Source organism: Agromyces cucurbitae (assembly GCF_058349945.1).
This window is the reverse complement of the sequence record NZ_JBYRES010000001.1, coordinates 707238-730769: the sequence shown is the minus strand read 5'-3', so window position 1 is coordinate 730769 and position 23532 is coordinate 707238. Positions and strand designations below refer to the sequence as shown.

The 23532-nt window shown below is 70.6% G+C and carries 18 protein-coding genes; 3 read left to right on the top strand and 15 right to left on the bottom strand.

The genetic code is table 11. From position 1 onward, the window contains the following. Nucleotides 1-159 precede the first annotated feature (159 nt). The 5 genes from AC3RJ6_RS03540 to AC3RJ6_RS03520 form a co-directional block, all read right to left on the bottom strand. Complete coding sequence (locus AC3RJ6_RS03540) at nucleotides 160-1026, bottom strand: hypothetical protein (protein ID WP_491425491.1); 867 nt, start codon at nucleotides 1024-1026, stop codon at nucleotides 160-162. Between the two features lie 59 nt (nucleotides 1027-1085). Beyond that, on the bottom strand, nucleotides 1086-1640 hold the full coding sequence (locus AC3RJ6_RS03535; RefSeq protein WP_491425490.1) for an NUDIX hydrolase: 555 nt from the start codon (nucleotides 1638-1640) through the stop codon (nucleotides 1086-1088). 289 nt (nucleotides 1641-1929) lie between these two features. Further along, on the bottom strand, nucleotides 1930-2586 hold the full coding sequence (locus tag AC3RJ6_RS03530; protein WP_491425489.1) for a prepilin peptidase: 657 nt from the start codon (nucleotides 2584-2586) through the stop codon (nucleotides 1930-1932). A gap of 140 nt (nucleotides 2587-2726) precedes the next feature. Then, a complete protein-coding gene (locus tag AC3RJ6_RS03525; protein ID WP_491425488.1) occupies nucleotides 2727-3044 on the bottom strand; it encodes a hypothetical protein in 318 nt (105 codons plus the stop codon). A 94-nt stretch (nucleotides 3045-3138) separates the two neighbouring features. Further along, nucleotides 3139-3417 carry a DUF6504 family protein gene (locus tag AC3RJ6_RS03520; RefSeq protein ID WP_491425487.1) on the bottom strand — a complete coding sequence of 93 codons (279 nt, stop codon included), beginning with the start codon at nucleotides 3415-3417 and terminating at the stop codon, nucleotides 3139-3141. Nucleotides 3418-3613: 196 nt separating this feature from the next. On the opposite strand from AC3RJ6_RS03520, the gene AC3RJ6_RS03515 reads away from it, so the two are divergent. Next, the gene (locus tag AC3RJ6_RS03515; RefSeq protein WP_491425486.1) at nucleotides 3614-3796 is read left to right on the top strand and encodes a hypothetical protein; all 183 of its coding nucleotides are present in this window, start codon (nucleotides 3614-3616) and stop codon (nucleotides 3794-3796) included. Between the two features lie 206 nt (nucleotides 3797-4002). Here the strand turns inward: AC3RJ6_RS03515 and AC3RJ6_RS03510 are convergent, their stop codons facing one another. The 8 genes from AC3RJ6_RS03510 to AC3RJ6_RS03475 form a co-directional block, all read right to left on the bottom strand. Continuing rightward, nucleotides 4003-5385: an FAD-dependent oxidoreductase gene (locus AC3RJ6_RS03510; protein WP_491425485.1), complete on the bottom strand. Its 1383-nt coding sequence runs from the start codon at nucleotides 5383-5385 to the stop codon at nucleotides 4003-4005. Nucleotides 5386-5415: 30 nt separating this feature from the next. Next, nucleotides 5416-6537, bottom strand: coding sequence for a polyprenyl synthetase family protein (locus tag AC3RJ6_RS03505; RefSeq protein WP_491425484.1), 1122 nt, complete (start codon nucleotides 6535-6537; stop codon nucleotides 5416-5418). A 73-nt stretch (nucleotides 6538-6610) separates the two neighbouring features. Continuing rightward, nucleotides 6611-7318: a bifunctional demethylmenaquinone methyltransferase/2-methoxy-6-polyprenyl-1,4-benzoquinol methylase UbiE gene (gene ubiE, locus AC3RJ6_RS03500; protein ID WP_491425483.1), complete on the bottom strand. Its 708-nt coding sequence runs from the start codon at nucleotides 7316-7318 to the stop codon at nucleotides 6611-6613. Nucleotides 7319-7407: 89 nt separating this feature from the next. Beyond that, complete coding sequence (locus AC3RJ6_RS03495; protein WP_491425482.1) at nucleotides 7408-14820, bottom strand: DUF7507 domain-containing protein; 7413 nt, start codon at nucleotides 14818-14820, stop codon at nucleotides 7408-7410. Nucleotides 14821-15011: 191 nt separating this feature from the next. Beyond that, nucleotides 15012-16256 carry an isochorismate synthase gene (locus tag AC3RJ6_RS03490; RefSeq protein WP_491425481.1) on the bottom strand — a complete coding sequence of 415 codons (1245 nt, stop codon included), beginning with the start codon at nucleotides 16254-16256 and terminating at the stop codon, nucleotides 15012-15014. Between the two features lie 123 nt (nucleotides 16257-16379). Next, nucleotides 16380-17237, bottom strand: a complete 858-nt coding sequence (locus AC3RJ6_RS03485) for a polyphosphate kinase 2 family protein (RefSeq protein ID WP_491425480.1) — start codon at nucleotides 17235-17237, stop codon at nucleotides 16380-16382. Between the two features lie 174 nt (nucleotides 17238-17411). Further along, complete coding sequence (gene menD, locus AC3RJ6_RS03480; protein WP_491425479.1) at nucleotides 17412-19385, bottom strand: 2-succinyl-5-enolpyruvyl-6-hydroxy-3-cyclohexene-1-carboxylic-acid synthase; 1974 nt, start codon at nucleotides 19383-19385, stop codon at nucleotides 17412-17414. Then, the gene (locus AC3RJ6_RS03475) at nucleotides 19378-19815 is read right to left on the bottom strand and encodes a PLDc N-terminal domain-containing protein (RefSeq protein WP_491425478.1); all 438 of its coding nucleotides are present in this window, start codon (nucleotides 19813-19815) and stop codon (nucleotides 19378-19380) included. The genes menD and AC3RJ6_RS03475 overlap by 8 nt, the downstream gene beginning before the upstream one ends. Before the next feature lie 73 nt (nucleotides 19816-19888). Between AC3RJ6_RS03475 and AC3RJ6_RS03470 the strand changes: the two genes are divergently transcribed. Continuing rightward, nucleotides 19889-20176 carry a DUF4229 domain-containing protein gene (locus AC3RJ6_RS03470; protein ID WP_491425477.1) on the top strand — a complete coding sequence of 96 codons (288 nt, stop codon included), beginning with the start codon at nucleotides 19889-19891 and terminating at the stop codon, nucleotides 20174-20176. 9 nt (nucleotides 20177-20185) lie between these two features. Here AC3RJ6_RS03470 and AC3RJ6_RS03465 read toward each other — a convergent pair whose 3' ends face one another. Then, on the bottom strand, nucleotides 20186-21166 hold the full coding sequence (locus tag AC3RJ6_RS03465; RefSeq protein WP_491425476.1) for a 1,4-dihydroxy-2-naphthoate polyprenyltransferase: 981 nt from the start codon (nucleotides 21164-21166) through the stop codon (nucleotides 20186-20188). A 161-nt stretch (nucleotides 21167-21327) separates the two neighbouring features. Continuing rightward, nucleotides 21328-21774 (bottom strand): MarR family winged helix-turn-helix transcriptional regulator, encoded by a 447-nt coding sequence (locus AC3RJ6_RS03460; RefSeq protein ID WP_491425475.1) that lies wholly within the window; start codon nucleotides 21772-21774, stop codon nucleotides 21328-21330. A 97-nt stretch (nucleotides 21775-21871) separates the two neighbouring features. On the opposite strand from AC3RJ6_RS03460, the gene AC3RJ6_RS03455 reads away from it, so the two are divergent. Continuing rightward, nucleotides 21872-23347, top strand: a complete 1476-nt coding sequence (locus AC3RJ6_RS03455) for an MFS transporter (RefSeq protein WP_491425474.1) — start codon at nucleotides 21872-21874, stop codon at nucleotides 23345-23347. Nucleotides 23348-23532: the final 185 nt, after the last annotated feature.

The following is a 23532-nucleotide window of genomic DNA, read 5'->3' as shown; positions in this document are numbered from 1 at the left end:
GCCCCCCGGTCTGGGGGTTCTTCGGGGTACAGGGATGGGGTACAGACGTACCCGATATCCGGGGTACAGATGTACCCCGGATATGGTGACGGACCCGGCTCGTCCGCCTCGTTCGACCTGCGCCAAATCGGCACCGCGCCTCCATGCCGCGCGCCGGCGCTACTCGGCCGATGGCGTCGCTTCGCGCCCGGGCCACTCGACCGCAGGCGGCCGAAACGTCGCGAGCACTGCCCCCGTTCCACCCATCGGAATGGTGATGACGCCGATTCCAAGCACGACCCAGACGATCAGCAGGTTCTCGCCGAAGATGAGGGCCAGCGGAAGGCTCAACGCGGGCACTGCGATCATCAGGGCCTGCCACCACCGCGCGCCGAGGAAGAGCGTGATGACCGCCGCGACGATGACGAGGCCGGCGCCCGCGGCGAATCCCAAGTAGGCAGGCATGACCTCTTCGATCGTGACCGGGGCGAGCTGAAACAGCGCCTCCAACGACTTGATGAAGATCAGCCAGACCCCGTAGATGACCAACAGCATCCAGATGATCGTCACAACGATCCGCAGCGTCTTGTGACGTACCGGGGTTCGCGGCATCTCGACCTGAGCGGCCTCATCGGCGACGAGCGGTCGACCGAACATGCGAGCGAGAGCCAAAGCGGCACCGACCGCGCCCGCCACGAAACCGCCGACGTAGATGACGAGGAAGGTGATGGGCACGGGTGACGGAACGACTCTCGCCAGCAGGACACCCGCGATCGGAGCGACCATCAGCAGCGCTTGCCACCACCGAGCCCCGGCCGTGAGCGCGATGATCGCCGCAACGACGATCAGTGCGACTCCCGCAGTGAAGATGCCGAAACCGCGCGGCATCCCGTATGCGGGGGCGACCAGCAGCCAACTGCCCCAATACAAGACGCCGAAGCCTGCGACCAGCAGCAGCATCCAGAGCACGGTCAGCCCGATGCTCGGAGCACGGTTTCGAGCGCCGATGGCGTTGGGCGGCCTGGTCTCGCTCGAGGCATCCGACATGCACCCAGACAAGCGGTCGGGAGCCGACGGCGCCAGTCCCCGTTGGAGTGCCCGCGCGGCTACTGGTCCCTCGGCTCTCCGACGGCGCGCCCACCCCGCAGAGCGTCCCCACCGCCCCACGGCCAGAGCGCATCCAGCCGCGCGGTCCACGGCTCCGCCATCATGCCCGCACCCAGTCGGCGTTCGACCTCGGCGACCGTGACCCACTCGGCCGCGGCGACTTCGCTGGGCTGGAGGGCCAGGTCCGCCTCGAACGCGTCCCGGGCGACGTAGAGATCGAGCAACGCGGATGCCTCGGCGAATCGGCCGACGGGCTCGAGCACATCGGGCTCGACGTCGAGGCCCGTCTCCTCGCGCAGTTCGCGGCTCGCCGCCTCGCGACTCGTCTCGCCGGCCAGGGCACTGCCGCCGGGAAACTCCCACGCGAGCGGAAACTCGTGCTTCTGCGCCGCGCGCTGAGTGAGGAGCACACGTCCATCGGCGTGCTGAGCGCAGACGGCGACGATGAGGTGGAAGCGTCCGTTCGGCCAGCCGGGCGCACCACGCTGGTAGAGCTCACCGGTCGGCACGCCATCGGCGTCGACGACGTCCCACCACTCCTCGTCGAGGTTCACGAAGGACAGTATGCCGTTGCATTCCGCACCCCTCGAACGGGGAGTACCCCGCGATGGCATAGATGGGGGACACTCGGGGGCAGGGTGAGTCGGAATCCGTGGCAGGGCGCCAGACCGCCTCGGAGTTGCACTCGTGGGTTGATGCCCGAGAACGTGATCCTCGCGAGTCCAACTTCCGGATGCAGAGGGTGCTCGCGGCGCAGGGCCTCGATACGCGTCGTCGCTACTCGACCACCGAGGGTTTCGAGACGCTCGCTGCGCTCGCTCCTCAACCCGCTCGAGGGAGAGCTCAGCCCGCGGCCAACCACACCGCCACGAGCGCGCCCGCGAGCATCGACGGCCCGAACGGAATCGACCCGCGCAACGTCACCTTCCGCCGCGCGAGCGCGATGAGCGCGAGCACGCCGCCGATCACGAACGCGGCGAGCAGCGCGATGAGCCACGCCGACAGGCCGAACCATCCGGCGAGCAGGCCGACCACGAGCGCGAGCTTGACGTCGCCCATGCCCATCGACGACGGCGAGATGAGCGCGAGCACGAAATAGGCGACGAACATGGCGGATGCTCCGGCCAGCGCCCACACGAGCCGAATCCACTCCCCCGTGGCCCACGTGGCGGGAACGAGCAGCACCCCGACGGTCGCGAGCGCCGGAAAGACGACGGCATTCGGCAGCCGCTTCTCGGCCAGGTCGACGATCGAGAGCACCGTCGCGAACGCGGCGAACGCGAGCAGCGCCGGCAGCAGCCAGGTGGGGCCGACGCGCAGGGCGAGCAGCCCGAAGGTGATCGCGGCGGTCACGGCCGACGCGACGCGGATCGTGCGCCGCGGCATCCGCCCATGTTTCATCGACTGCTCGGCCCACCTGGCCAGCGGCCACCACCCCAGCACGAACCCGACGCCCACGGCGGCGAGCGCGGTGACGAGCGCGGGCGGGTCGAGCAGCATGGTGAGCAGCGTAGCGGCAATGCGGCCGAAGGGCGGGGCGGGTGTGGATGCCTCGGGCCTGGGTGGACGCCGCTGCGCCAGTGGCCTCGCGGGCGGTCGCGAACCGCGTCGCCGCTACTCGACCGACCGCTCGACGCCGCTCAGCTGCGGCGGCGCACGGCGTTCGCGTAGACCCAGACGAAGTTGTCGTGACGGGTGGCCGGGTCGGGGTACTTCACGAGCACGGCGCCGCGGGTCCAGGCGATCGCTTCGCCCTGCACGTCACGGGGCTCCTCGTACGCGACGCGATACCTGATCGTGGCCGTCACCGGCACGGCCTCGCGGGCGTCGTTGCGCCGCCCGGTGCGACGCACCTCGGAGGTCGTGAGCGACACGGGCGCACCACGCTTCGCCTGCTCGAGCTGCAGCTCGTCGGTGCGCTCGTCGGCTCGCTCGGGGTAGCGGCGGTTGGTGCCCACTACTGCTCCCCCGGCGGGTTCGTCGCGTGGCCGGCGGCGTGCAGCGCGGGCCGCATCGGGCGCTGCGCTCGGTTCGATCGGTAATTCGCGCGGTTCATTCGTAGATCGCTTCGACGACCCACCCCGAGGGGGCCAACCGCAGGTCGAAGACGAGCACCTCGTGGTCGTCGGTGCGCCCCGTGACCCGCCAGCCCGGCGAAAGCAGCACGTCGACCGGCGGATGGCTGATGCCCGACGGCCATTCGGGCTGCCGAGCGAGCGGAGTCGGGGTGTCGATGACCCGGTACCGGGTGCCGTGATAGACGAGACGCGCCGGCCGCTCGGAGCCGTCGAGCCAGACGGCCACCGGTTCGGCGTCGCTGATCGTGAGCATCGTGACCTCCTCACGGATTCGAACTGATGTTCGAAACTGTAAGCGACGAAGTCGCGATACGCCAACACGGATGGGACGAGCGGCCGACCCGACTCACGGCCGATGCACAGGAGCGAAGGGGTGCCGCCGCCGGCCGGCCCACGTAGTCTGGGCACACCCATCACGGGTCACCGACCGAGTCTCCGAAGGAGCCGACATGAGCGCCTACGTCATCGCCCTCGTCACCACCGGTGCGATCACCGCCGCTGCCGCTCTGGTCGGCATCGTCGCCGTGATGAATCGTCGCCGGCCGCTCACCGCGAAGGCGCACGACCCGCAGTTGCAGCGCGAGCTCGCCGAGGTGCAGCGCCAGATCGACCGGGGTCGCAACAGCCTCTGACGCCTTCGGCGCCGCGATCGGCCGGCACACTCTGCAACTCTGCTTCACCACCGACTCGCGCAAGCGGAACCGCCGCGAGGCATCCGCTCGACCGTGGTCTCGAAACGGGCTTCGCCCTACTCGACCGACGAGTACCGGCCGTGGTCTCGCTTCGCCCTACTCGACCGACCAGTACGTGACGTGGCCTCCCACTCGACCGACGGTGGTTACGCGACCTCGCCGCGCGACACGTCGACCATCTCGTCGCGAGGCACGACCTTGATGCGCACTCGCTCCTCGGCCGAACCGAGCGCCATCTCGTGCTCGTCGAGACGATGCCAGCCGTCGAGATCGGTCCAGCGGATGCCACGCGACTCGAGCAGCTCGATCACCGACTCCTCCGACGGCGACTCGGGCCGCCACCAATTGCCGAGGTCGTTGATGACGTGCTTGATGGTCTCCATCGCATCCGACTTCGTGTGACCGATGAGACCGACGGGCCCGCGCTTGATCCAACCGGTCGCGTACACGCCGTACATCTGGCGCGACTCGCCCGTCTCCTTGTCGCGAATCAGCACCTGACCCTCGTGGTTCGGGATGACCCCGAACTTCTTGTCGAACGGCACACCCGGCAGCGGCGACCCGAAGTAGCCGACCGCACGGTACACGGCCTGGATCGGCAGCTCGCGGATCTCGCCCGTACCGACGACCCCGCCCGCACCGTCGGACTGGGTGCGCTCCCAGCGGATGCCCGCGACCTTGCCGTCGCCGTCTCCCACGATCTCGAGCGGCTTCGCGAAGAAGTGCAGGTGCAACCGACGCGACGCCTGGCCGACCTCGCGCTGACGCCACTGGTTCAGCACCTTGTCGATGACGAACACCTGCTTGTTGCCCGACACCGCGGCGCGTGCCGCGTCGTCGTAGTCGAAGTCCTCGTCGTAGACGATCATGTCGACATCGCGCAGCTCACCGAGCTCGCGCAGCTCGAGCGGCGTGAACTTCACCGACGTCGGGCCGCGACGACCGAACACGTGCACGTCGGTGACCGGGGATGCCGCGAGCCCGGCGGCCACGTTGGCGGGGATCTCGGTCGGCATCAGGTCTTCGACATGCTTCGCGAGCATGCGCGACACGTCGAGCGCGACGTTGCCGTTGCCGATGACCGCCACCGACTCGGCCTCGAGCGGCCAGGTGCGCGGCACGTCGGGGTGCCCGTCGAACCAGCTCACGAAGTCGGCGGCACCGTACGAGCCCTCGAGGTCGATGCCCGGAATGTTGAGCGGCGCATCGCGCACCGCGCCGGTCGCGAAGATGACGGCGTTGTAGTGGCGCTTGAGGTCGTCGAGGGTGATGTCCTCGCCGAAGCGCACGTTGCCGAAGATGCGGATGTCGCCCCGGTCGAGCACCTCGCGCAGCGCCGTGATGATGCCCTTGATGCGGGGGTGGTCGGGCGCGACGCCGTAGCGCACGAGACCGTACGGGGCCGGCAGGTGATCGAACAGGTCGATCGAGACGTCGAAGTTGCGCTCGGCCTTCAGCAGGATGTCGGCGGCGTAGATGCCGGCGGGGCCGGCTCCGACGATCGCCAGTCGCAGCTTGTTCCTCGTCACGTCTCTCCTCTGCGTCTCAACTGTCGCGTGTCAACTGTGGCGGTCGACCACCGTCTCGGCGAACCGGGTCAGGGCCTTCTTCACACTGCCGTCGGGCAGCGGGGCGAGCGCGGCGACGGCCTCGTTCGCCCAGCGGTGCGCTTCGGCGAGCGTCGCCTTCGTGGCCTCGTGCTCGCGCAGCTCGGCCACGATCCCGTCGACCGTCGCACGCGAGGGCACGATGCGCGACGCCATGGTGTTCGTGTCGAGCGCATCGCCGAGCTCGGCGGGCTTCGCCGGCAGCACGTCGCGCTCGATGCGGGCGTACAGCTCGGCCGCCGAGGCATCCGTCTTCGCCATCTCGGCCAGCCGCAGCAACGGCAGGGTGACCACACCCGCCCGCAGGTCGGTGCCGGGCACCTTGCCGGTCTCTTCGGGCTGCGGCGACAGGTCGATGACGTCGTCGATGAGCTGGAAGGCGACGCCGACCTTCTCGCCGAACTCGATGATGGGCGCCTCGAAGGCGGGGTCGGCGCCCGAGAACACGATGCCCGACTGCGCGGCCGCCGCGATGAGCGAACCGGTCTTGTCGGCGAGCACCTGGATGTAGTGCTCGATCGGGTCGTCGGCCGGGGTCGGCCCGACGGTCTCGTGCAGCTGGCCGAGCACGAGCCGCTCGAACGTGTCGGCCTGCATCTTGATGGCCCGCTCGCCGAGGCTCGCCATGAGCTGGCTCGCGCGCGCGAACAGCAGGTCGCCCGTGAGGATCGCGACCGAGTTGCCCCACACCGAGTGGGCGCTCGGCACGCCGCGGCGACGGTCGGAGTCGTCCATCACGTCGTCGTGGTACAGCGAGCCGAGGTGCGTGATCTCGATCGCCTCGGCGGCGGTGACGACGTCGTCGGTCACGCCCGCGCCGAGTTGCGCGGTGAGCAGGGTGAGCATGGGGCGCACCCGCTTGCCGCCCGCCTCGAGCAGGTACCGCGTCGAGACGTCGGCGATGGAGTCGGCGAACTGCACCTCGCGCACGAGGCCCGCCTCGACGCGTTCGATGCCCTCGTCGATCGCCCGCGCCATGGCCTTGTCGGCGGCGGACGCGAAGACCCGCTCGCTCAGCCCCAGATTGGCGGCGAGCGCTGAGCCGCGACGTGCGACCGGGTGGCTCGGATTCACGCGTACCAGCCTACCGGTGCCGATATGCCGGGCCGTGTCACCGACGGCGAACGGATGCCTCCGGCTTCGCCGCTCAGGCGAGCGGCTTCGTGGCCCGATGCAGGGCGACGACCCCCATCGTGAGGTTGCGCCACGCGACCTTCGTGTACCCCGCCTCGCGGATCCACGAGGCGAGGGTCGGCTGGTCGGGCCACGCCTTGATCGACTCGTTGAGGTAGTCGTAGGCGGTGTCGTTCGAGCTCGAGAGCTTCACGAGCGGCGGCATCACGTAGCGCTGGTAGACGTCGTAGCCGAGCCGCACGAACGCGACGGGCGGGTGGGAGAACTCGCAGATCACGAGCCGGCCGCCGGGCTTCGTCACGCGGAAGAACTCGTCGAGGGCCTTTTTCGGCTCGTTGACGTTGCGCAGGCCGAACGAGATCGTCACGGCGTCGAACGACTCGTCGTCGAACGGCAGCTTCGTCGCGTCGGCCTCGACGAACACGAGGTTCGGCACGTGCGCCTGACGGTTGCGACCGACCTCGATCATGCCGGGCGAGAAGTCGGCGGCGACGACCGAGGCGCCCGACTTCGCGAGGCTCGCGCTCGAGGTGCCCGTGCCGGCGGCGACGTCGAGGATGCGCTCGCCGGGCTTCGGGTCGACCGCACGGGTCGTCGCGACGCGCCAGAGCGGAGCGTTGCCGACCGAGAGCACGTTGTTGGTGCGGTCGTACGCGGCGGCGACGCGATCGAACATCGCCGACACCTCGCGGGGGTCCTTGCCGAGGTCTGCGCGCGTCATCCTTCGAGTCTACCGAGGGGCCTCGTGCCCCGGCCGACACGACCGAGCCGCGCCCCGGGGCATGGGGCGCGGCTCGGTCTCGTGATCGCCTAGGCCCTGCGGCGTCGGACGACGGCGATCACGATGAGGCCCGCGATGATCGCGAGCGCTCCCCCGACGATTCCGGCCAGGGGGGCGACACCCGTGTCGGGCAGGTCGCCGGCCGGGCTCGCCGGAGCGGTCGTCGCCGGTGGGTCGGACGGGTCGGGCGTCTCGGTCGGCGTCGGCGTCTCGGTCGGCGGAGTGGTCGTCACCGTGCCCGTGTAGTGCGACGGGTCGGTGTCGGTGACGACGAGCTCGGAGCCCGGCACCTGCCCGGTCGCGGTGCCGGTGTTCACGTACGCCCCGGCGGTCGCCGTGCCCGACGCGGTGCACTCGAACGACTCACCCGGCGCGAGCGGCCCGTCGAACACGTTCGAGTCGCCGTCGCCGCAGCTGATCGCCGAGGCATCCACCTCGTCGTCGGTCACCGCGATGTCGACCAGCGGCGTGTTGCCCGTGTTGGTGACGACGTACGTCCACTCGACGTCGGCGCCGACCTTGAGCGGCACGCCGGGCGCCTCGTCGGCGTCCTGCCCGTTGGTGGCCTTCTCGATGTCGATCGCGGGCTCGGCACCGAAGTAGTGCGACGCGTCCTCGTCGGTCACCTCGGTCTGCAGCGGGTCGAGGGCGGTCACCGTGCCGAGGTTCGCGTACTGGCCGGCGGTCGCCGTGCCGGTCGCGACGCAGGTGACGGATGCCTCGGGCGCGAGCGGCCCCGCGATCACGTTGCCGCCCGTGGCGTCGCAGTCGATGTCGGCCGCGTCGACCTGGTCGTCGGTCACGGTCACATTCGTCAGCGGCACGTTGCCGGTGTTGGTGACGACGTACGTCCACTCGACGTCACCGCCGGTGGGGACGTACGGGCCGGTCGGCTCGTCGGCGTCGTCACCGTTGGTCGCCTTCTCGATGTCGACGGCCGGCGACGCTCCGAAGTAGTGCGACGCGTCCTCGTCGGTCACCTCGACGCCGAGCACCGGCTCACCCTCGGCCGAGGTGGTCTCGGGCGAGGTGCCGACGACGGTGCCGAGGTTCGCGTACTGCCCGGCCGTGGCCGTGCCCGTCGCGACGCACGTGAACGACGCGCCCGGGGCCAGCGGCCCCGCGATGACATTGCCGCCAGTGGCGTCGCACTCGATCTCGGCCGCGTCGACCTGGTCGTCGGTGACGGTGACGTTCGTGAGCGGCACGTTGCCCGTGTTCGTCACGACGTACGTCCACTCGACGTCACCGCCGGTCGCGATGTACGGGCCCGTCGGCTCGTCCGCATCGGCGCCGTTCGTCGCCTTCTCGATGTCGACCGCAGGCGACGCACCGAAGTAGTGCGACGGGTCGTCGTCGGTCACCTCGGTCTCGAGCGGGTCGAGCCCCGTCACCGTGCCGAGGTTCGCGTACTGGCCCGCCGTGGCGGTGCCCGTCGCGACGCACGTGAACGTGTCGCCGGGCTCGAGCGGCCCCGCGATGACGTTCGAGCCCGTCGCGTCGCAGTCGATCTCGGCCGCGTCGACCTGGTCGTCGGTCACCGCGACGTCGGTCAACGGCACGTTGCCCGTGTTCGTGACGACGTACGTCCACTCGACGTCGCCGCCGACCGCGACCAGGGGGCCGGGCGCTTCGTCGGCATCCTGCCCGTTGGTGGCCTTCTCGATGTCGACCGCGGGCTCCGCACCGAAGTAGTGCGACGCGTCCTCATCGGTCACCTCGGTTTCCAGCGGGTCGATGCCGGTCACCGTGCCGAGGTTCGCATACTGGCCCGCCGTGGCCGTGCCCGTCGCGACGCACGTGAACGTGTCGCCCGGCGCGAGCGGCCCCGCGATGACGTTCGAGCCCGTCGCATCGCAGTCGATCGAGTCCGCGTCGACCTGGTCGTCGGTCACCGTCACGTTCGTGAGCGCGGTGTTGCCCGTGTTCGTGACGGCGTACGTCCACTCGACCGCACCACCGATCGTGATGTACGGGCCGGTCGGCTCGTCGGCGTCGGCACCGTTGGTTGCCTTCTCGATGTCGATCGCCGACGCGACGCCGAAGTAGTGCGACGGGTCGTCGTCGGTCACCTCGGCGTCCATCGTGTCGGTGCCGACCACGGTGCCCGTGTTCTCGTACTGACCCGCCGTCGCGATACCAGTCGCGACACAGGTGAACGTGCCCTCGGGCTCGAGCGGCCCCGCGACGATGTTGCCGCCCGTGCCGTCGCAATCGATGTCGGCCGCGTCGACCTGGTCGTCGGTGACCGTCACGTCGGTCAGCGGCACGTTGCCCGTGTTCGTCACGACGTAGGTCCACTCGACGTCACCACCGACCCCGACCAGCGGGCCGGGCGCCTCATCGGCGTCCTCACCGTTCGTGGCCTTCTCGATGTCGATCGCCGAGTCGACCCCGAAGTAGTGCGACGGGTCGTCGTCATCGACCTGCACGCCCGGTACCGGTTCGCCGGCGACGTCGGTCGTCTCAGGACCGGTCGCGACCACGCTGCCGGTGTTCTCGTACTGGCCCGCAACGCCCACGCCGACCGCCACGCACGTCACCGTGCCGCCCGGCACGATCGGACCCGCGACCACGTTCGACCCAGTGCTGGCGCAGTCGATGTCAGCAGCATCCACCTTGTCGTCGGTCACCGTGATGTTCGTCAACGGAACATTGCCCGTATTCGTGACCACATACCGCCACGCCACCGTGCCGCCGTCCGCGACCAGCGGACCCGGCGCCTCATCGGCATCCTCACCATTCGTCGACTTCTCGATATCGACCGCAGGCTCGGCGCCGAGATAGTGCGACGGGTCGTCATCGGTCACCTCGACATCGGTCGGGTCGGTGCCGACCACCGTGCCCGTGTTCTCGTACTGGCCTGCCGTAGCGGTGCCGGTCGCGACGCACGTGAACGTACCGCCCGGTCCGATCGGGCCGGCGACGACGTTGCTCCCGGTGTCGGCGCAGTCGATGTCGGCCGCGTCGACCTGGTCGTCGGTCACCGTGATGTTCGCCAGGTCGACGCCACCCGTGTTCGTGACGACGTAGGTCCAGCGCACCTCGCCGCCGACCGCGACGAGCGGACCGGGTGCGGTGTCGGCATCCTGCCCGTTCGTCGACTTCTCGAGGTCGATCGACGGCGCCGGCATCACCGCGAGGTCGACCGTGAACGCGGTGAAGTCGTCGGGGATCAGGTCATCGGCGAGGCCGGCGACATCATCGCCGTCGGGGCCGTTCGCACCGACCAGGTTGCCGTCGGTGTACTCGTACGACAGCGTGACCGGGGTGCTCGTCAGACCCGTCGTCACCGGGTCCGGCGTCGCCGTGTTGTTGTTGTCGGCATTCTCGTTCGGGTCGAGCGCGTCGCTCGAGGCGACCGTGCGCACCACGTTGCCTGCGAGCGGGCCGCCCGGCGCGAACATCGCCGGCGGAATGTGCACGCTATACGTGCCCGCCGCGATGCCCTCGACCGACCAACGGCCGTCGGCATCGGTGACCGCCGTGGCCACGAGGCGGCCGTTCTCGTCACGCACCTGCACGGTCACGCCCGCGACGCCCTGCTCGTTCTCACCGAACGTGCCGTTGCCGTCGGAGTCGATCCAGACCAGGTCGCCGAGGGTGAATCCGGGCATGAGCACGTACGGCTCGTTCGACAGCAGCGGCTGGTCCTGGAACGTGCCCGAGAAGATCATCGCCCGGTTCACGTACACGTTGTCGAGCGTCGTGCTCGTCGACACCGCGGTGATCTGCGCACGGATCCGCGACTGCGTCGGCAGCGGCGAGCTCGACACGAATCGCACCGCGGTCACGTCGTCGAAGTCGCTGATCTCGGCGGCGGTGCGCCACAGCCCGCCGGCCGCGCCGGGGTTGCCGTTCGACGCATCGCGTGGATCGTGCTTCAGCGTCGACGGGTCGGCCGTCGTGTAGTACCAGGTGCCGGGCACGTCGCCCGTGCCGCCACGCAGGTAGGTCGGCGGCGCGAGTGCACCCGAGAGCCGCGCAAGCCCGGTGTAGTCCGACGAGAACTGGTCGCGCGCCGACCCCGATGCAGGGTCGCCGTCGCCGTTCCACGGCAGCACGTCGATCACGTCGGGCGCCTGGAACGACAGCACCGTCGACGTGTTGCCCCAGTCGAGCGACCACGAATACTGCTCGCCGCTCGCGACGTACGGCTTGTCGACCCGCTTGGTGATGCCCATCTGCCCCGAGCCGACGACCTGGATCGTCGCGGTGGCGGTCGGCTTGTTCGCCGAGTTGGCGGCGGTCGCCTGCATCGTGTTCACGTAGGTGTCGCCCGGTTGGGCGAGCGTGTCGACCGTGGTGCAGATGCGCAGGTGTCTCGCACCGGCGGCGGTCGGGTGGAAGATCCACTGGCTGCCGGTCGTGCTCGTGATCGGTACGTCTCCACCGCTGAACGTCGCCTGCCGTGTCGCGGCGTTGTAATTCACCGTGACTCCCGTCGGGAGCAGGTTCTGCGTGCACGTCAGGTCGAAGTTCAGGTTCTCGGGGATCGTGTCGATGACCTTGACGTCGAACATCGTCATGCCGGCCGCCGTCTGGATGGCCTGGACGTCGAGGTCCCACACGGCGCGGTCGCCGGGGAGGTACTGCGTGGGCGAGACGATCTTCGCCACCGCGAGCGAGGCGGTCTCGTAGCGGCGATGCCGCTCGACGGTGGCCCAGCCGCTGCCGTCGGCGCCGGTCGGCCAACCGCCCCAGTTCGAGAGCCGGATGAGGTGCTCGATGGGCTTGCCCGCGTCCGGTCCGCCGTTGTAGACGGACCGTCCCTGCAGCGGCGTGAGCAGCGTGACGCTGAACGGGCCGATCTCGGTGAGCGTCGGGTCGATCGGCCGGATGCGCACCATGTTGGCGAGGTCGCGCCAGTTCGACCCGAAGTCCGTCTCGGGGTCGGCCGACCACGGACCCGGATAGTTTCGGCAGTCCTTGACCGCGGCACCGAGTGACGACGAGTCGATGGGATGCAGGCCCGTACCATCGATGGGGCCGACCAGGGTGTCGACCTCATTCGGTCCGACCGCGTATTCGATCACGTAGTCCTTCGGGTCGACGACCCCGGCCGCGTCACCCGTGATGGTGGGCTCGGCGCCCGGACGGACCCGCAGGGTCGACACGTCGAAGACGTCGCAGAGGCGCAGGTCCGTGACCTTCACCCGGTCGTTGTTGGCCCCCACGGCGACGGTCGAGTCGGCCGAGCCGCCGGCAAACACCGCCGGCACCCGCCATGGGTCGGCGTAGTACGTCGTGTACCGCTTGTCGCCGCTCATCACACCGCAGTCGCCACTCGACGGCCGGATCTTGTTCTCGATCACATTGTTGCCGGACGCCGTCGTACCGTCCCAGCCCGGCTCGAACCCGGTGCCGTTGTTGGGCTCGCCGTCGACGGTCCAGTGCTCGGAGCCGATCGCCTCGTTGCGCAGGTCGAGCGTGACGTTGGACGTGCACGGGTCGGCCGGCAGCGTGTCCATGGGAATGAACACGCGGGCGTAGAAGTCACCGCGCCGGGTGTCGAAACCCCAGTTGTTCGGCACGAAGCTCATGTCCCAGCCGTCCGCCGGCTGCGCACCGGTCTCGCAGGTCGCGGTGCCGTTGTTGAGGAACGCGCCCTCGTTCGTCACCGGTCGGCAAGAGACGAGGTACGCACCCGGATGACTCACCAACCGGTCCTTGAAGGTCACGGGTCGATCGAGCCACGGCGCAACGTTCGCCGGCCCGGCGAGATCTCGGATCACCAGACGGTAGTCGACGTAGTACCCACTCGTCGCCACTCCGTTGATGGTCTCGGTGGCGTAGTACGGACCGCCGGCGAATCCCTTCGCGAGGTCCCAGTTCGGAGCGGCGGCGCTCGCGGCGATGTTGGCGACGTTGTTGCCGGTGCCGTCCCACCCGCTCTCGTGGTCCTCGCCGAAGTTCGGCGCACCGCCGTTCATCACCCAGCTGTCGGTACCCTTGGCGAGGTTGTCGAAGTCGAAGGTGCCGGTCGGGTACGGGTCACCGGGCTCCCAGGTCGGGTCGATGTACCGGTTCATGTCGTCCAGCGGAATGAACACGTCCATCCACATGATGCCCTGGCTGCCGATCCCACCGACTCCGCTGTTGGGCTTGATGCTGAGCTGCCACCCGTCGGTGCCCTGCGGCTCGCCGATCGGGCAGGTGAGCGTCCACGGCGTGGTCGTGCCCTGCTCGAGACGGCCCGCACGGCACTGCGTGATGCTCGCGTTCGGGAACCCGGGCATCGCGTCGATGAACGACACCGGCCACGCGAGTTCGGTCGCGCCCGGTCCGTACATCTCGTCGACGCGGAATTCGTACCGCACGATGTACCCCTCGGCGTCGACGCCGTTCACCGTCTGCTGGGTGAAGTCGGGCCCCGGGCCGGTGTTGACCCACGAGGGCAGCGGGGTCTTCTGGAGTTCCCAGGCCGCGGCACCGGTGACCTCGACCGTCGGACCCGACACGATGTTCGAGACGCCCGCGTCGCCGCCGCCCGCGAACGCGCTCATCTGCACGGCTGCATGCGCCGGGATCGGCGTGTCGGAAGCGAACCGGTAGGCGAACTGCACAGCGGCGACGTTCGACGACATCGCTCCCAGGTTGCAGTTCACGGTGATGGAGCCGTCCGCGTTCAGCGTGCGCGACGACGGCGGGTTCGCGCCGTTCGCAGCCCCGAGGCATCCGGCCGGAATGCCGTTCGTCCCAGGACCGGCGAGCTGCAGCTTCGCGCCGTCGGGCGACGACACGACGAACTGCGCAACCACGTTCGGCACGGACGCGCCCGTCGGAAGCCCGGTGAGCGCGACAGAGTACGACTGCATCACCGTGTCGCCGGTGCGCACGATGCAGTTGCCCGGCCCGGTGTCCTTGCCCGGCCCTTCGACCGCATCGAACGGCGGCGTGCCCGTAATCGCGAAGCCGTCGCACGCATCGGCCTCTGGGAGCTTCGCCACGACGAGGTTCGCGATCGGCTGCAGGCCCGCGTCGAGCGCGGTCACCTGGGTCGCGCCCGCGATCGTGATCGGCGAGGTCACGCCCCGCTCGGGCTCACCGGGGTTCGGGGTACCGGCACGGGCGAAGTCGTTCTGGCCGCTCGTCGCGTCGGGGAACGTGAATGCGCCCGGGGCATCGGCTCGCACGACGTAGGCACCGTCCCCCGTATTCGCGAAGCTGTACGCGCCGGCAGCATTCGTCGTGGTCGACGTGACCACCGCCCCGCCGGGCGATGACAGCAGCTGCACCGGCACGCCCGCTCGAACCGGCTCCCCCGGATCGCGGACGCCGTTGCGGTTCGTATCCGCCCACGCGACGCCCGAGATGAGGCTGCCGGGGCCGGCCCACGCCGGTTGCACCACCCCCGGCAGCACGAGCCCCATGACCATCGCGAGCACCGCGACGAACACGAACACGAGGCGCCCCCGCGCCCGTGACTCGATGCTGCCCATGTTGAAACGCTGAACCGACATCGTTCCCCCTGTCCCCCGCAGGCGGTGCCCGTCACCGTCGCTGAGGATCCCCCGACATACCGTCGCGAAGGAGACAACGACTCCGCATCACGCATTTCACATGATGTGTTCGCGTCACCCAGTCGACGGTCGATCGCAGATCGGGTGACACGCGCGCGACGTCGCAGCCGTCAGCCGCCGAACGCCTCGACGATCGGACGGAACTTCATGTCGGTCTCGGCGAGCTCCTCGGCCGGCACCGAGTCGTGCACGATGCCGCAACCGGCATACGCCGTGACCGTGCCGTCGGGGTCGACCTGCGCGCAGCGCAGCGCGATCGCCCACTCGCCGTCGCCGTCGCCGTCGACCCAGCCGATCGGGCCGGCGTAGCGCCGCCGGTCGAAGCCCTCGAGCTCGGCGATCGCGCGCAGCGCGACCTTGCGCGGAGTGCCCGCGACCGCCGCCGTCGGATGCACCGCCTTGACGAGATCGAGCGAGTTCGACCCGTCGCCGAGGGTGCCCTTGAGGTCGGTCGCGAGGTGCCAGAGGTTCGGCAGCTGCAGCGTGAACGGCTCGGGGCTCGTGTCGAGCCGGGTCGTGTGCGGTGCGAGCCGCTGCACCGCGCTCGCGACCGCGAGCGCGTGCTCGGCCAGGTTCTTCTCGCTCGCCGCGAGGGCGGCGGCATGATCGCGGTCGGATGCCTCGCCCGCACCTCTCGGCGCGGTGCCCGCGAGCACGCGCGCCGACACCGTGCCGTGGTCGACGCGCACGAGGGTCTCGGGGCTCGCGCCGATGAGCCCGTCGACCGCGAACACCCACGTGTCGGGGTAGTCCTCAGCGAGCCGGTTGATCGTCGCCCGGAGGCCCGCGTCGTCGCTCAGCGTGCCGACGAGCTGGCGCGCGAGCACGGCCTTCTCGAACTCGCCGCCGTCGATGCGCCGCACCGCCTCGGCGACCGCGGCCTCGTATGCCTCGGGCGGCATCGACCCGGCCTCGAAGGTCACGCGGGGCACCTGCCGTTTCGGCGACGGCTCGGGAATGGTGACCTCGGCGGGCGTCTCGAAGCCGATGCGCGTGACCCACGCCCGGCCGTCGCGACGCCCGATGACGAGTTCGGGCACGATGAGCACGCTCGTGGCGGCCGACTCGTCGGCGAAGGCGAACGCCCCGAACGCGACGAGGCCCGTACCGGGCAGGCCGACGCGGTCGTCGATGTCGGCGGCCTCGGCGAGCGAGGTCCACGCCGACGCGGCGTCTTCGATGCGGGTGGCGCCCGACGACTCGATGCGCAGCACCTCGCCGAGCCCCACGATGCCCTCGCCACGGCGCAGCCAGACGAGCGGGTGACGCGGGTCGGTGCGCGGAATCAGCGGTTCGGTCTCGTCGACGGCCACGGTTCTGACCACGAGGCGCGCCTGGGCGTGCGTCTGACTCACCGGTACAGCCTACGCCTCGGTGCGGAGCTGGTCGGTCGAGTAGCAACGAAGGAGCGTGTCGAGGCCACCCCGGCGTGGTCTCGATACGGCGCTGCGTGCCTACTCGACCGACGAGCCGCCTCGTCAGCTCGCGGCGAGGCGGGCCCGCTCGGTCGCGAGGTCGTAGTCGGCCAGCGGCCACGAGAGGTCCATCGACTCGAGGGCGTCGATGAGCAGGTGCTGCACGGCGAGCCGCGCGTACCACTTGTGGTCGGCGGGAATCACGAACCACGGGGCATCCGGTTTCGAGGTGCGGTCGAAGACCAGCTGGTACGCCTCCTGGTAGGCGGGCGCGAGCACCCGCTCGTCGATGTCGCCGGGGTTGAACTTCCAGTGCTTGTCGGGGCGATCGAGGCGGTCCTGCAGCCGCGCCTTCTGCTCGTCGCCCGAGATGTGCAGCATGACCTTGATGACGGTCGTGCCGTTCGCGACCTGCCCGCGCTCGAACTCGTTGATGGCGTCGTAGCGGCGCTCGATCTCTTCGGGCGGGGCGAGCTCGCGCACGCGCGCGATCAGCACGTCTTCGTAGTGCGACCGGTCGAAGACCCCGATCATGCCGGGCGCGGGCGTCTCCTTGCTGATGCGCCAGAGGAAGTCGTGGCCGAGCTCCTCCTCGGTGGGCTTCTTGAACGACGCGAGGTGCACGCCCTGCGGGTCGACCGCGCCCATCACGTGCTTCACGATGCCGCCCTTGCCGGCCGTGTCCATCGCCTGCAGCACGAGCAGGATGCGACGGCGGTCGCCGCCCATGCGGCTGCCCGCGAAGAGTCGCTCCTGCAGTTCGGCGAGGATGTCGGCGCCTTCGGCGAGCGCCTGCTTACCCTCGGACTTGCCGCCGTCGAAGCCGGGGTGCGTGTCGGTCTCGGCGTCGGCGAGACGGAACCCCTCGCGCACGCGCAGCAGGTCGGCGGGGTCGGCGGTCCAGAACGATTCGCGGCTCATGCGGCAATCCTGCCGGTGGCTCCGACGCCCGGGCAAGGGGTGGACCCACCCGCACCCCCGCCGCCTGCGCGCATCGGAACCACGTTCTGCCCTTGGAACCACCCTGCGAACTGGTTCCCGTGCCGGAAGTTGGTTCCGGCGCGAACCGGCGGGAGCCACGGGCGGGCGAGAGCCTCACCGCGGCAGTGGCACCTCGAGGATCGTCGGGCCCTCGACCCGCGACGCGAGCGCCTCGTCGAGCTCGCCGCGCGTCGTCGCCCGCACGTAGCTCCAGCCGTACGCCGTGGCGAGCGCCGCGAGGTCGACCTGCTGCGGCGTGTACTGCACCCGGTCGAACGCGTCGGCGGGCGCCGTGCCGGCGACCTCGAGCGAGTCGAAGATCGTTCCGCCGCCGTCGTTGCCGACGATCACGAGCAGCCGCGGCCTCGCCTCACCCGCGCCGAGCAGCATCGACCCGACGTCGTGCAGCAGGGTCAGGTCGCCGATCAGCGCACGCGTGGTGCTCGAGTCGGCCGAGCCGCCGCGCGACGCCGCGATCGCACGCTCGACCGCCTGCGCCTGCGCGAGCACCGCGGCCAGCTCGCTGCCGGCCTCGTCGGGCTCAGGGAGGTCGGCGTCGGGCTGGTTTCGAGACGCGTCCTCCTCCGTCGGGCGCTCCTCGACCGGCGACACCGACGCGTCATGCATCGGGCTCGGCGCCGCGCCCGCGGCATCCGCCTGGCTCGCGATCGCGATGCCGAGCGCGGTCGCCACGGTGCCGTCGATGCCGGCGAGACCGCGGTTCGCATGCACGACGATGCGGCGCCCGGGCACCGCCCGGTCGGCGTCCCTGATGAGCCGGGATGCCCCGAACACGAGCCGGTCGTGCGGCCAGGTCGCCGCCCACACCGTGTCGACGAGCATGCGCCGGGTGATCGGGGCCCGCACGCCGTCGAGCTGGGCACGCATGAACTCGCGGTGCGCCTCGAAGTCGTGCACGTGCCCGGTCTCGTCGATGCCGGGCGACACGGGCGGCGGCGCGGTCGGCAGGCCGGCCTCGACGAGGATGCGGCTCGCGTGCACCCACCGGCGCACCCACCCCCGCTCCTCGGGGCTCGGCGGCGTCTCGGCGGCATGCACGGCGCGCTCGAAGCGGCGCACGCGGCGGCCCGGGTTGAACCACTCGATGCCCGACGGTGCCACGACGATCGACTCCACGTCGTCGCGCTGCACGAGCGCCGGCACCTCGCGCGACAGCGTCGGATGCCCGAACACGACGACCCGCTGCACCTGGTCGCCGAACCCGGGCTCGCGCAGGAGCTCGCGGTAGGCGACGACGAGGTTCGGCCCGAAGTGCGCCCCGCTCGTGACCTCGGCGATGAGGGGCCAGTCGCCCGCCCGGGCGAACGCCTCGGCCTCATCGCCCGCCCCGGCGCCCGCGACGACGACCGTGCGGGGACCGCGGGCGATGAGCGCGCCGGCGGGTGCTGCCGGATTCGGAGATCCTGCCGATACGCGGTGCGCGCGGCCGCCGGGATCGGCGTGTCGCGAAGAATCTCCGAATCCGGCGGCAGCGCTCCACGCCGACGACAGCGGCTCACGCAATTGCAGGTTGAGGTGCACGGGCCCGGGCCCTGGGTGCGCGATGCGCCCGCCCTCAAGGTCACGACCGAGCGCCGCGGCGACCGCCTCTCGAGCGAGTCGGGCCGCGGCATCCGCCTCGCCGGGCGCGCCCTCTGGCGCGGTCACGTCGCGTTCGAGCCGCACGGCACCGGCGAAGATGCCCGGCTGCATGGTCGTCTGGTTCGAGCGGATGCCGCGGAGCTCGGCCGGCCGGTCGGAGGTCAGCAGCACGAGCGGAACCCCCGAGTGGTGCGCCTCGAGCACCGCCGGGTGCAGGTTCGCGACCGCCGTGCCCGACGTCGTGACGACGATCGTCGGGCGGCCGGTCTCGACCGCGAGGCCGATCGCGAGGAACCCGGCGCCGCGCTCGTCGATGCGCACGTGCAGGCGGATGCGGCCCAGCCGCTCGAACTCGGCGGCCGCGAGCGCGAGCGCCTGCGAGCGCGAGCCCGGTGCGACGACCACGTCGGTGACGCCCGCCGCGACGAAGGCGTCGAAGAGCGCGACCGAATAGGCGGTGGCGGGGGCGGTCGGGCCCTCAGGCATTCGGCCGGCCCGTGGAACCGGAATCGCCCGGCGTCTCGGGGTTGTCGGGTCGCTTGCCGGGCTCGGCCTTGTGACCGGCGCCGTGGCCGTCGGCCGAGGCATCCGTCTCGCCGTCGAGATCGGCGAGCTCCTCTTCGAGGCGGCGGATGCGCTCGGACTGCGCCTGGTCGTCGCCGAGGCGGCGGAGGAAGTCGGCGTCGTCGTCGGGGGCGACCGTGCGGCGGCGGCCGCCGGGCAGCCGCTCGGCGCGAGCGCGACCCACGATGAACCACAGCAGGCCGCCGATGACGGGGATGACGAGGATCACGATGATCCACCAGCCGCGCGCGATGCCGCGGATGCGGGAGCGATCGATCATCGCGCAGTCGACGACCGCGTAGATCATGAAGATCGCCACGGCGACGACGAGTCCGAAGAGCAGCCGTGCCATGCCCCAAGTCTATGCTCGCGAGAGTCACGGCAGGCTGGGAGTCGCACGCAGGCACCGCGCCTACACTGTCAGGGTGAAATCCGTACCCGTCTGGATCTGGTACACGGCGATCCGCGTCGTGCTGTTCGCCGCGCCGCTCGCCGTGCTGCTGATCGCAGGCGTGAACGTATGGGTGTCGGCGGCGGTCGCCGCCCTGTTCGGACTGAGCGCGTCGCTCGTGTTCCTGCGCAAGCCCCGCAACGCGATGTCGAGCGACCTCTACGAGGCGCGCCACCGCGAGAAGCCGCTCATGCGCGAGGACGACGCCGAAGAGGACGCGGCACTGGATGCCGCGACCGACGCCACCCGCAAGCCCGAGTAACGCGCTCCGTCAGAACACGAGCGCGAGCCCCAGCCCGACGCCGTACAGCAGCGCCGTGAGGCTCGTGAGCTGAAGCGCCGTGATGAGCTCGCGCGGCGTCTTCGCGGTGAGCACGATGAGGCACGCCGGCAGCGCCGCGAGGAGCGCGAACTGCACGAGCCACGCCGTCGGGTAGAACAGCGCGAGGAAGGCCGCGATCGCGAACGGCACGAGCGTGAACACGACGAAGAGCGCGCGGCCCGCGCGCTCGCCGACGAGCACCGCGAGGGTGCGCTTGCGCGCCAGCCGGTCCTGCGCGACGTCGCGCAGGTTGTTCGCCATGAGCACGGCGCACGCGAGCAGCCCGGCGCCGACGCCGCCGAGCCACGCCTCGAGGTTGACCGTGAGGGCCTGCACGAACGCCGACCCGGCAGTCGCGACGATGCCGAAGAACACGAACACGAACAGCTCGCCGAGGCCGTAGTAGCCGTACGGGTGCTTGCCGCCCGTGTAGAACCACGCGGCGACGATCGCGACCGCGCCCACCGCGAGCAGCCACCACTGCTGGGTGACGACGACGAGCGCGAGGCCCGCGAGCGCCGCGAGGCCGAAGAAGGCGAGTGCGACGGCGAGCACGTGCTTCGGCTTCGCCGCGCCCGAACCGGTGAGCCGCGCCGGGCCGACCCGGTGGTCGTCGGTGCCGCGCACCCCGTCGGAGTAGTCGTTGGCGTAGTTGACGCCGATCTGCAGCGCGAGCGCGACGACGAGGGCGAGCAGGGCACGGGCCGGATGCCACGGGCCGTCGGCGATCGCGAGCACGCCGGCTCCCGTGCCGAGGGCGACCGGGGCGATCGCGAGCGGGAGCGTGCGCAGGCGGGCGCCCGAGATCCAGTCGGCGGCAGTCGCCGGGCCGACGCGTTTCGACGTGTCGGGGCGCGAAGCCGCCTTCGCAGGATTGCCCGACGTGCTGTGCGTGCGCGGGCGCTTCGCGGGCTCGTCGGCGGGGGTCATCCGTTGGGGTTTCGGGCGTGCCACACGGCCATGGTAGTTCGCGCGCCTATGCGGGCGATCAGAAGAGGTCGGTCGAGTAGGCGCGCAGCGCCGTATCGAGGCCACTCCGCAGGTGGTCTCGATACGCTTCTTCGTCGCTACTCGACCGACCTGAGTCGGGCTCAGCGCACGTCCTTCACGGCGTCGAGATAGCGGGCCACGACCTCGAGCTCGGCGACCGTGAAGCCCTCGTGCAGGCGGTGCATGCCCTCGAGGATGTCGCGGTACGGGTCGTCGTCGCCGCCCGACCCGGCCCCGGCGAGCGCGCCGGGGCGCAGCTGCACGACCACGCGCCGCCGGTCGGCGGGGTCGTGCGATCGCTCGATGTAGCCCTGCTTCTCGAGCCGGTCGAGCACGCGCGTGGTCGTGCTCGTCGGCAGCTCGGTCGCCTGGCTGACCTCGCCCGCCGTCATGGGCGCGCCGTTGCGGGCGATGAACCCGAGCGCCTGCAGGTCGACGACGTTGATGCCCATCGACCGGGCGATGCGCTCGTTCGACATGACCGACGAGGCGATCACGAGCTGCATGAGCTCGGAGATGCGCGCGGAGACCTCGGCCTTGCTTGACATCGCGACGGCGCCCTTCTATTCTCTCCGTTATGGGATTATCCCATTTCGGAACTATTCCGTTCCGGAACCAAACCCAGCATACGAAAGGACGGCCGCCATGGCCACCGCACCTCGCCGAGGGCTCGCCATCGGCATTCTGCTCTTCGCCGCATTCATGGACCTGCTCGACGCCACCATCGTGCAGGTCGCCCTGCCGACGATCGGCGCCGACCTCGCGGCATCCGACTCGCAACTCGAATGGATCGTGAGCGGCTACCTGCTCGCCTTCGCGGTTGCGCTCATCACGGGCGGGCGGCTCGGCGACCTCTACGGTCGCCGTCGCGTCTTCCTCATCGGCATCGGCGGGTTCACGCTCGCCTCGGCCGCCGCGTCGCTCGCGTGGTCGGGCGAGGCGCTCGTCGCCACCCGCGTCCTGCAGGGGCTCTTCGCGGCGCTCATGGTGCCGCAGCTGCTCGCCTCGGTGCAGGCGCTGTTCTCGCCGCGCGAGCGCGCGCCGATGTACGGCCTCATCGGCGGCGTGAGCGGACTCGCCGCCGTCGCCGGGCCCGTGCTCGGCGGGTGGCTCATCGACGCCGACCTGTGGGGGCTCGGCTGGCGCACGGTGTTCCTCATCAACATCCCCGTCGGCATCGTGATCTTCGTGCTCGCCGCGATCTTCGTGCCCGAGACGCGGTCGACGCGGCCGATGCGCCTCGATCTCGTCGGCGTCGTGCTGCTCAGCGCAGTCGTGCTCGCCTTCATGGTGCCGCTCGTCGAGGGCCAGTCGCTCGGCTGGCCGGGCTGGCTCTGGTGGCCGGTGGCCGCGGGGGTCGTGCTGCTCGGTGTGTTCGTCGTGGTCGAGCGCCGGCGCATGCGCCGCGACGGTTCGGCGCTGCTGCCCATGCCGCTGTTCGCCGACCGCGGCTTCTCGGCCGGCATCGTCACGCAGGCCGCGTTCCAGGGCGCGCTCAACGCGTTCACCCTGCCGTTCATCGTCTACCTGCAGATCGGACTCGGGTTCGACGCCCTCACCGCGGGACTCAACCTGCTCGCGTTCAGCCTCGGGGCGATGGTCGGCACGGGCATCGTGATCCCGCTCGTCGCACGGGTCGGCAAGTACCTCGTGACGCTCGGTGCCGCGACCCTCGCCGCCGGCGTGCTCTGGACGTTCGCGATCGTCGCCGACACCGGCGCCGCGTTCACCGGCTGGGCCGCCGTCTGGCCGATGCTCATCGCGGGCGTCGGGCTCGCGCTGCTCGTGATCCCGCTCGTCGACGTCGCCCTCGCCACGGTGCCGGTCGCCGACGCCGGTGCCGCGTCGGGTACGTACAGCACCTTCCAGCAGCTCGGCGCAGCGGCCGGCGTCGCGATCTCGACGACCGTGTTCTTCGGCATCGTCGGCGACGACTGGAGCCGTGAGCACGTGCTCACCGCGCTGCAGGCGTCGGTGTGGATCGCGGTCGCCGGCTTCGCGATCGCCGCGGTCGCGAGCCTGCTGCTGCCGGGGCGCGCCGCGGTGCAGGCGCACCTCGACGAGGAGAAGCGCCTCGCCGAGGCCGATGTCGAGGCCGAGGCGCTCGCGGTGGTCGAGTAGCGACCCCGCTCGGTGGTCGAGTAGCGACGAAGGAGCTGCTTCCTCGCGCGCTACTCGACGACCGGTGGTCGAGCGCGCACTGGTCCTCCCCAGGCGCGCGTCCGGCCGATCGGTCCACATCTCCTGCGGATCCGGCGCGGCCTCGCTCGTCGCCGACGGAGTATCTCTCTGCGGAAACACTCTGC